The organism is Pantoea sp. Ap-967, from assembly GCF_011752565.1.
Lineage (GTDB): Bacteria > Pseudomonadota > Gammaproteobacteria > Pseudomonadales > Pseudomonadaceae > Aquipseudomonas.
Map to the genome: position 1 here is coordinate 42,068 of NZ_VWXK01000041.1, position 9,028 is coordinate 51,095.

The following is a 9,028-nucleotide window of genomic DNA, read 5'->3' on the forward strand; positions in this document are numbered from 1 at the left end:
TGAAGTGGCCTGGGGGCAATCAGGCCGAGGTGCGCGGGATGGTGTCGTCCTTGCGCAGGGTGAAGATCTCGTAGCCGGTGGCGGTCACCACCAGGGTGTGTTCCCACTGGGCCGAGAGCTTGCGGTCCTTGGTGATGGCGGTCCAGCCGTCGCCCAGTACCTTGGTGTCGGCCTTGCCCTGGTTGATCATCGGCTCGATGGTGAAGGTCATGCCTTCCTTGAGTTCCATGCCGGTGCCCGCGCGGCCGTAGTGCAGGATCTGCGGCTCTTCGTGGAACACCTTGCCGATGCCATGGCCGCAGAACTCGCGCACCACCGAGAAGCCGTTCTTTTCAGCGTGCTTCTGGATCACTTCGCCGATGTCGCCCAGGCGGCACCCCGGCTTGACCAGCTCGATGGCCTTGTACATGCACTCCTGGGTGACCTTGGACAGGCGCTCGGCCCACACGGGTACGGTGCCGACGTGGAACATGCGGCTGGTGTCACCGTGGTAGCCGTCCTTGATCACGGTGATGTCGATGTTGAGCGTGTCACCGTCCTTGAGTGGCTTTTCGTTGGGAATGCCGTGGCACACCACGTGGTTGATCGAGGTGCAGATCGACTTGGGGTAGCCCTTGTAGTTGAGCGGCGCCGGGATGGCCTGCTGGACGTTGACGATGTAGTCGTGGCAGAGGCGGTCGAGCTCCTCGGTGGTGACACCGGGCTTGACGTGTTCCTCGATCATTTCCAGCACCTCGGCGGCCAGGCGGCCGGCGATGCGCATCTTCTCGATGTCTTCTGCAGTCTTGATGGTGACGGTCATTACAGGCTCTCTACGGCGCCGCTGGCGGCGCGAACAAACGGGAAAGGCCGGATTCTAACAGAGCGGGGCGGCATTCTGTCGGGATAAAGGCGGCCATGCTGCTGTCTATGGAAGGCATTCTGGCCTGTTTGCCGGGGTGCTGCAAAAAGCGCTGACGGACGCGACCCGATCCGGGTTCCGTTCGCTCGCGGTCTGTGGTATAAAATGCGCCGCTTTCGGGGACGACCCCGTCAGCACTAAACCCACACACGTGTCGACACGATGGCCTGGGTGCCCCGGATTCACGAATCCGCGGGTTGGTCATTGGGATACGTGGAGGCCCAACCCGACTTATCAAGGAACTATCATGTCCCAAGTCAATATGCGCGATATGCTGAAGGCCGGTGTGCACTTCGGCCACCAGACCCGTTACTGGAACCCGAAAATGGGCAAGTACATTTTCGGCGCGCGTAACAAGATCCACATCATCAACCTGGAAAAAACCCTGCCGATGTTCAACGACGCTCTGTCGTTCGTAGAGCGCCTGGCCCAGGGCAAGAACAAGATCCTGTTCGTCGGCACCAAGCGTTCCGCCGGCAAGATCGTTGCCGAGCAAGCAGCTCGTGCAGGTTCGCCATACGTTGACCACCGTTGGTTGGGCGGCATGCTGACCAACTACAAAACCATCCGTGCATCGATCAAGCGTCTGCGCGACCTGGAAACCCAGGCCGAAGATGGCACCTTCGCCAAGCTGACCAAGAAAGAAGCCCTGATGCGTTCCCGCGACCTGGAAAAACTGGATCGCAGCCTGGGTGGTATCAAGGACATGGGCGGCCTGCCTGATGCCCTGTTCGTGATCGACGTTGACCACGAGCGCATTGCTATCACCGAAGCCAACAAGCTGGGCATCCCGGTTATCGGCGTTGTCGATACCAACAGCAGCCCAGAAGGCGTTGACTTCGTTATCCCAGGTAACGATGACGCCATTCGCGCTATCGAGCTGTACATGACTTCGATGGCTGACGCCGTCATCCGCGGCCGCAACAACGTTGCCGGCGGCACTGAAGTCTACGCTGAAGAAGCGGCTGCACCTGCTGCTGAGTAATAGGCGCTAGCGTCTACTTGGCACGCGAAAAGGGGGCTTGGCCCCCTTTTTGCCACCTTGAAATCCTGCTGTCAGCAACGGCCCTGCATCATGGGCGAGCTGATATCAAGGCAGCGATTTGCAGAATTTAACGCCCGTGTCGAACGGGTGGAATGGTTGAAAAACTTTCCAAGAGGATTTTGAAATGGCAGCAATTACTGCGGCGCTGGTCAAAGAACTGCGCGAGCGTACCGGCGAAGGCATGATGGATTGCAAAAAGGCCCTGGAAAAGGCCGGCGGCGACATCGAGAAAGCCATTGACGACATGCGTGCCTCGGGCGCCATCAAGGCCGCCAAGAAGGCTGGCAACGTGGCTGCTGAAGGCGCCATCGCCGTCAAGACCGACGGCAAATCCGCCGTCCTGCTGGAAGTGAACTCGCAGACCGACTTCCTGGCCCTGCAAGACGACTTCAAGAACTTCGTGGCCGAAAGCCTGGAAGAAGCCTTCGCCCAGAAGCTGACCGACGCCGCTCCGCTGATCGCCTCGCGTGAAGCTGCTCGTGAAGCCCTGGTTGCCAAGTGCGGCGAAAACGTCAACATCCGTCGCCTGGTGCGCGTTGAAGGCGACGTGGTCGGCGCCTACCTGCACGGCAACAAGATCGGCGCTACCGTCGTTCTGAAAGGCGGCGACGTCGAGCTGGCCAAGAACATCGCCATGCACGTTGCCGCTTCGAACCCAGAGTTCCTGGATTCGTCGGAAATCTCCGCCGAGGCCATCGAGCGCGAGAAGGGCGTATTCCTGCAGCTGAACGCTGACAAGATCGCCGGCAAGCCGGAAAACATCGTTGAGAACATGGTTGCCGGTCGTATCGCCAAGTTCAAGGCCGAAGCTTCGCTGAAAGAGCAAGCTTTCGTCATGAACCCAGAAGTCAAAGTTGGCGAGCTGGCCAAGAAAGCCGGTGCTGAAATCGTTTCCTTCACCTACTTCAAGGTTGGCGAAGGCATCGAGAAGCCGGTCGACGACTTCGCTGCCGAAGTTGCCGCCCAGGTAGCTGCTGCCAAGCAGTAAGACAGCCCCGTCTGTCGCCCCAAAGAGGCTGCCCGCTCACGCGCGCAGCCTCTTTGTCAAAGCGGGAGCGGTTTTCAAGGCCGTTGCTCGCTGACGCAGTCGCTGCGTCACGTTAGAGTTACATGCAGGCTCAAGCAGCCCGCCAGAATTTTTACAAACGCCGCAGGAGAGATTCGCAATGGCTCAGCAGGGCAGTGGTCATCAGGCTCGCTATAAACGCATTCTACTCAAGCTTAGCGGCGAGGCCCTGATGGGCTCGGAAGAGTTCGGGATCGACCCGAAAGTCCTGGATCGCATGGCGCTGGAAGTCGGCCAACTGGTCGGTATCGGCGTTCAGGTCGGTCTGGTTATCGGCGGTGGCAACCTGTTCCGTGGTGCGGCGCTCAGTGCAGCCGGCATGGACCGCGTCACCGGCGACCACATGGGCATGCTGGCAACCGTGATGAACGGCCTGGCCATGCGCGATGCGCTGGAGCGGGCGAACATTACCGCCATCGTCATGTCGGCCATCTCCATGGTGGGTGTGACCGATCACTACGATCGCCGCAAAGCCATGCGCCACCTGAATGCCAAGGAAGTGGTAATTTTCGCTGCCGGCACTGGCAACCCGTTCTTCACCACCGACTCCGCCGCTTGCCTGCGCGCCATCGAAATCGATGCCGACGTGGTATTGAAGGCAACCAAGGTCGATGGTGTATACACTGCAGATCCATTCAAGGACCCGCATGCCGAGAAGTTCGATCATCTGACCTACGATGAAGTGCTGGATCGCAAGCTGGGTGTAATGGATCTGACGGCCATTTGTCTGTGCCGCGACCACAAGATGCCGCTGCGCGTCTTCAACATGAACAAGCCCGGCGCCTTGCTGAACATCGTGCATGGCGGCGCGGAAGGAACTCTGATCGAGGAAGTTCAAAAATGATCAACGATATCAAGAAAGACGCGCAGGAGCGCATGGGTAAGTCTATCGAGGCCCTGGGTCGCCACCTGGCTGCAATCCGTACTGGCCGCGCTCACCCAAGCATCCTGGATACCGTCAAGGTCACTGCCTGGGGTAGCGAGATGCCGCTGAACCAGGTTGCCGCCATCACCGTTGAAGATGCCCGTACCCTGAAGATCGTTGCCCACGACAAGAACCTCAGTGCCGCCATCGAGAAGGCGATCCTGACCTCCGACCTGGGCCTGAACCCATCCAGCGCCGGTACCACCATCCGTGTACCGATGCCGGCCCTGACCGAAGAAACCCGCAAGGGCTACACCAAGCAGGCCAGCGGCGTTGCCGAAGATGCCAAGGTGGCCGTGCGCAACGTGCGTCGCGATGCCCTGGGCGACCTGAAGAAGCTGACCAAGGACAAGGAAATCAGCGAAGACGAAGAGCGTCGTGCAGCGGACGAGATCCAGAAGCTGACCGACAAGTTCATTGCTGAAGTCGATGCTGCATACAAAGCCAAGGAAAAGGACCTGATGGCCGTCTAAGGCCGGGGTTTTTTAATGGAAAAGACCAAGCTGGCGGCACCGTCCTCGGTGCCGCGTCATGTCGCGATCATCATGGATGGCAACAACCGCTGGGCGAAGAAGCGTCTGTTGCCCGGCGTTGCCGGGCACAAGGCCGGCGTCGATGCGGTGCGCGCGGTCATCGAGGTGTGCGCCCAGTCCGGGGTCGAGGTACTGACCCTGTTCGCGTTCTCCAGCGAGAACTGGCAGCGCCCGGCCGAAGAGGTCGGGGCGTTGATGGAGCTGTTCTTCTCGGCCTTGCGTCGCGAGGCCAAGCGCCTGAACGAGAACAACATCAGCCTGCGCATCATCGGTGACCGCTCGCGTTTCCACCCAGAGCTGCAGGCCGCCATGCGCGAAGCCGAGGCGCTGACCGCGGGCAACAATCGCTTCATCCTGCAGATCGCCGCCAACTACGGCGGCCAGTGGGATATTGCCCAGGCTGCCCAGCGCCTGGCGCGTGAAGTTCAGGCCGGTCACCTGCGCCCGGACGACATCACCCCCGGCCTGTTGCAGGCGTGCCTGGCCACCGGCGAACTGCCGTTGCCGGACCTGTGCATCCGCACCGGTGGCGAGCGCCGCATCAGCAACTTCCTGCTGTGGCAGTTGGCGTATGCCGAACTGTACTTCTCCGACCTGTACTGGCCGGACTTCAAACACGAGGCCATGCGCAATGCCCTGGCCGATTTCGCTTCGCGCCAGCGCCGCTTCGGTAAAACCAGCGAGCAGGTCGAGGCTGGAGCTCGTGCTTAATGCTTAAACAACGCATCATTACTGCGCTGATCCTGTTGCCGATCGCGCTGGGTGGTTTTTTCCTGCTCAATGGCGGGGACTTCGCCCTGTTCATCGGCTTCGTGGTCACCCTGGGCGCCTGGGAATGGGCGCGCCTGGCCGGGCTGATGGCCCAGCCACTGCGCATCGCCTATGCCGCCGTGGTGGCCGGTGCGCTGATGCTGCTGCACCTGATGCCAGACCTAGCGCCCTGGGTGCTGGGTGCGTCGGTGATCTGGTGGGCACTGGCCACCTGGCTGGTGTTGACCTACCCCCGCAGCAGCGAATTGTGGGCCAGTGCCGCCTGCAAGCTGCTGATCGGCCTGTTGATCCTGCTGCCGGCCTGGCAGGGCTTGATCCTGCTCAAGCACTGGCAACTGGGTAATTGGCTGATCCTGTCGGTCATGGTGCTGGTGTGGGCGGCCGATATCGGTGCCTACTTCTCGGGCCGTGCCTTCGGCAAGCGCAAGTTGGCCGCGCAGGTGAGCCCGGGCAAGAGCTGGGAAGGCGTTTACGGCGGCCTGGCGGTGAGCCTGGTCATCACCCTGGTGGTCGGTATCACCCGCGACTGGGGTATCGGCCAGATTCTGCTGGGCCTGATGGGGGCGGCGCTGGTGGTCATGTCGTCGGTGGTCGGTGACCTGACCGAAAGCATGTTCAAGCGCCGCGCCGGCATCAAGGACAGCAGCAACCTGCTGCCAGGCCATGGTGGCGTGCTCGACCGTATCGACAGCCTGACCGCGGCCATCCCGATCTTCGCCGTGCTGCTGTGGGCTGCCGAATGGGGTGTGATGTGAGCGCCCCGCAGCGGATTACCGTGCTCGGGGCCACCGGCTCGATCGGCCTCAGCACCCTGGATGTGATCGCGCGCCACCCCGAGCGTTACCAGGTGTTCGCCCTCAGCGGCTACTCGCGTATCGATGAACTGCTGGCCCTTTGCGTGCGGCATCGCCCGGCGTATGCCGTGGTACCGAACGGCGAGGCCGCCGCGCGCCTGCGCGAGGGCCTGGCGGCTGCCGCTTGTGCCACCGAGGTGCTGGAAGGGGAGGCGGGCCTCTGCGCCGTGGCCGGTGCGCCGGAAGTTGACGCGGTGATGGCGGCGATTGTCGGCGCGGCGGGCCTGCGCCCGACCTTGGCTGCTGTCGAGGCGGGCAAGAAGGTGCTGCTGGCCAACAAGGAGGCGCTGGTGATGTCCGGCGCGCTGTTCATGGACGCCGTGCGCCGCAGCGGCGCCGTGCTGCTGCCGATCGACAGCGAGCACAACGCTATCTTCCAGTGCCTGCCGGTGGACTACGCTCGCGGCCTGGGCCAGGTGGGCGTGCGCCGTATCCTGCTGACCGCCTCGGGCGGGCCGTTTCGCGAGACGCCGCACGCAGCCCTGGCCGATGTCACGCCAGAACAAGCCTGTGCCCACCCCAACTGGTCCATGGGCCGGAAAATTTCGGTGGACTCGGCCAGCATGATGAACAAGGGCCTGGAGCTGATCGAGGCCTGCTGGCTGTTCGATGCAACCCCGGCCAAGGTCGAGGTGGTGGTGCACCCGCAGAGCGTGATCCATTCGCTGGTGGACTACGTGGACGGTTCGGTGCTGGCCCAGCTGGGCAACCCGGACATGCGCACGCCCATCGCCAATGCCCTGGCCTGGCCCGAGCGTATCGACTCTGGTGTCGCCCCGCTGGACCTGTTCGCCATCGCCCGCCTGGACTTCCAGGCACCCGATGAGCAGCGCTTCCCCTGCCTGCGCCTGGCGCGGCAGGCGGCCGAGGCTGGCAACAGTGCCCCTGCAGTGCTCAATGCGGCCAACGAGGTCGCGGTCGAGGCATTTCTCCAGCGGCGTATCCGCTTCCCGGAGATCGCGGGTATGATCGAACAGGTGCTCGACCAGGAACCGGTGGTGGCGCTGCCCTCGCTGGATGCGGTATTTGCCGCCGACCAGCGGGCGCGGGAGTTGTCCCGCGAGTGGCTGCGACGCCACGGCCGCTGATTACCAAGGCCCCGGGGTTCTGCTGAACGTCATTCGGAGAAACACATGACTGCGCTCTACATGATTATCGGCACCCTGGTGGCGTTGGGTGTATTGGTCACCTTCCACGAATTCGGCCATTTCTGGGTTGCGCGCCGCTGTGGCGTGAAGGTGCTGCGTTTCTCGGTGGGCTTCGGCACGCCGCTGCTGCGCTGGCATGACAAACAGGGCACCGAATTCGTCGTGGCGGCGATTCCTTTGGGCGGCTACGTCAAGATGCTCGACGAGCGCGAGGGCGACGTGCCGTCAGCGCTGGCCGGCCAGTCGTTCAACCGCAAGTCGGTGCGCCAGCGCATCGCCATTGTCGCTGCCGGCCCGATTGCCAACTTCCTGCTGGCCATTGTGTTCTTCTGGCTGCTGGCCATGCTCGGCAGCCAGCAGATTCGCCCGGTGATCGGTGCGGTGGAGTCTGGCAGCCTGGCGGCCTCGGCGGGCCTTGCCGCCGGTCAGGAAATTGTTTCCATCGATGGCAAACCGACCAGTGGTTGGTCAGCTGTCAACCTGCAACTGGTTCGCCGCCTGGGCGAGAGCGGCACGCTGCTGGTTGGGGTGCGCGACGAAGGCGCCAGCGCCGAGCATCAGGTGCAGGTGAAACTCGACAGCTGGCTCAAGGGCGCCGACGAGCCCGACCCGATTCAATCCCTGGGCCTGCGGCCATGGCGCCCGGCGATCACACCCGTGCTGGCCGAGATCGACCCCAAGGGGCCGGCCGCTGCCGCTGGTCTGAAGACTGGCGATACCCTGCTGGCCCTCGACGGCGTCGCGCTGAGCGACTGGCAGCAGGTGGTAGACAGCGTGCGTGCCCGCCCCGAGGCCAAGGTGCTGCTGCGCGTGCAGCGCGATGGCGCGATGCTGGATGTGCCCGTCACCCTGGCGCGCAAGGGCGAGGGCAAGGCCGTGGGTGGCTACCTGGGCGCGGGCGTGAAGGGCGGCGAGTGGCCGGCCAGCATGCTTCGCGAGGTGCGCTACGGCCCGCTTGAGGCGGTGGGCGAGGGCTTGTCGCGTACCTGGAACATGAGCATCCTGACCCTTGAATCGCTGAAGAAAATGCTGTTCGGGGAGCTCTCGGTAAAAAACTTGAGTGGACCGATAACCATTGCTAAAGTGGCGGGCGCTTCAGCCCAGTCCGGCGTGGGGGATTTCCTTAATTTCCTGGCCTACCTGAGCATTAGCCTGGGGGTTCTTAACCTGCTGCCCATCCCGGTACTGGATGGGGGGCATTTGCTGTTTTACCTGGTCGAGTGGGCGCGCGGTCGTCCGCTGTCGGATCGGGTGCAAGGTTGGGGGGTCCAGATCGGTATCAGTTTGGTCGTAGGGGTGATGTTGCTCGCCCTGATCAACGATCTGGGTCGACTATAAAAGCTTCGCTCAATTGCGAACCGGCCGTTTCCATGCGGCGGGTAGTTTATTGCCAGTTGGAATAAAAGGACTTCATGAAACGTCTGCTGCTAACTGCGGTCATGTCCGCACTGATGATCGCTGAAGTTCACGCCGAGTCCTTCACCATCTCCGATATTCGTGTCAACGGCCTGCAGCGGGTTTCCGCTGGCAGCGTGTTCGGCGCCCTGCCGCTGAACGTCGGCGACCAGGCTGATGACCGGCGGCTGGTGGATTCCACCCGTTCGCTGTTCAAGACCGGCTTCTTCCAGGACATCCAGCTCAACCGCGACGGTAACGTGCTGATCATCAACGTGGTCGAGCGCCCGTCGGTGTCGAGCATCGAGATCGAAGGCAACAAGGCGATCAGCACCGAAGACCTGATGAAGGGCCTGAAGCAGTCGGGCCTGGCCGAAGGCGAGATCTTCC

9 protein-coding genes and 1 pseudogene are annotated in these 9,028 nt (G+C 62.5%); 9 read left to right on the top strand and 1 reads right to left on the bottom strand.

Annotated elements, in window-relative coordinates:
- Positions 1-19: 19 nt before the first annotated feature.
- Positions 20-802 carry a type I methionyl aminopeptidase gene (gene map, locus F3J45_RS27140; protein WP_167070311.1) on the bottom strand — a complete coding sequence of 261 codons (783 nt, stop codon included), beginning with the start codon at positions 800-802 and terminating at the stop codon, positions 20-22.
- 346 nt (positions 803-1,148) lie between these two features.
- On the opposite strand from map, the gene rpsB reads away from it, so the two are divergent.
- The 9 genes and pseudogenes from rpsB to F3J45_RS27185 form a co-directional block, all read left to right on the top strand.
- Entirely contained in the window at positions 1,149-1,886 is a 738-nt protein-coding gene (rpsB, locus tag F3J45_RS27145) for a 30S ribosomal protein S2 (protein WP_027920037.1), read from the top strand.
- Positions 1,887-2,070: 184 nt separating this feature from the next.
- Positions 2,071-2,934 carry a translation elongation factor Ts gene (tsf, locus tag F3J45_RS27150; protein WP_167070313.1) on the top strand — a complete coding sequence of 288 codons (864 nt, stop codon included), beginning with the start codon at positions 2,071-2,073 and terminating at the stop codon, positions 2,932-2,934.
- Between the two features lie 178 nt (positions 2,935-3,112).
- On the top strand, positions 3,113-3,856 hold the full coding sequence (pyrH, locus tag F3J45_RS27155) for a UMP kinase (RefSeq protein WP_027920035.1): 744 nt from the start codon (positions 3,113-3,115) through the stop codon (positions 3,854-3,856).
- Positions 3,853-4,410: a ribosome recycling factor gene (frr, locus tag F3J45_RS27160; protein ID WP_167070315.1), complete on the top strand. Its 558-nt coding sequence runs from the start codon at positions 3,853-3,855 to the stop codon at positions 4,408-4,410. Before pyrH ends, frr begins: the two co-directional genes overlap by 4 nt.
- A gap of 15 nt (positions 4,411-4,425) precedes the next feature.
- Positions 4,426-5,181, top strand: a complete 756-nt coding sequence (gene uppS, locus F3J45_RS27165) for a polyprenyl diphosphate synthase (RefSeq protein ID WP_167070317.1) — start codon at positions 4,426-4,428, stop codon at positions 5,179-5,181.
- The gene (locus tag F3J45_RS27170) at positions 5,181-5,996 is read left to right on the top strand and encodes a phosphatidate cytidylyltransferase (protein ID WP_167070319.1); all 816 of its coding nucleotides are present in this window, start codon (positions 5,181-5,183) and stop codon (positions 5,994-5,996) included. Before uppS ends, F3J45_RS27170 begins: the two co-directional genes overlap by 1 nt.
- On the top strand, positions 5,993-7,183 hold the full coding sequence (gene ispC / locus F3J45_RS27175) for a 1-deoxy-D-xylulose-5-phosphate reductoisomerase (protein WP_167070321.1): 1,191 nt from the start codon (positions 5,993-5,995) through the stop codon (positions 7,181-7,183). The genes F3J45_RS27170 and ispC overlap by 4 nt, the downstream gene beginning before the upstream one ends.
- 45 nt (positions 7,184-7,228) lie before the next feature.
- Positions 7,229-8,581: an RIP metalloprotease RseP gene (gene rseP, locus F3J45_RS27180; protein WP_167070323.1), complete on the top strand. Its 1,353-nt coding sequence runs from the start codon at positions 7,229-7,231 to the stop codon at positions 8,579-8,581.
- 74 nt (positions 8,582-8,655) lie between these two features.
- A pseudogene (locus tag F3J45_RS27185) lies at positions 8,656-9,028 on the top strand (outer membrane protein assembly factor BamA); the annotation flags it as partial.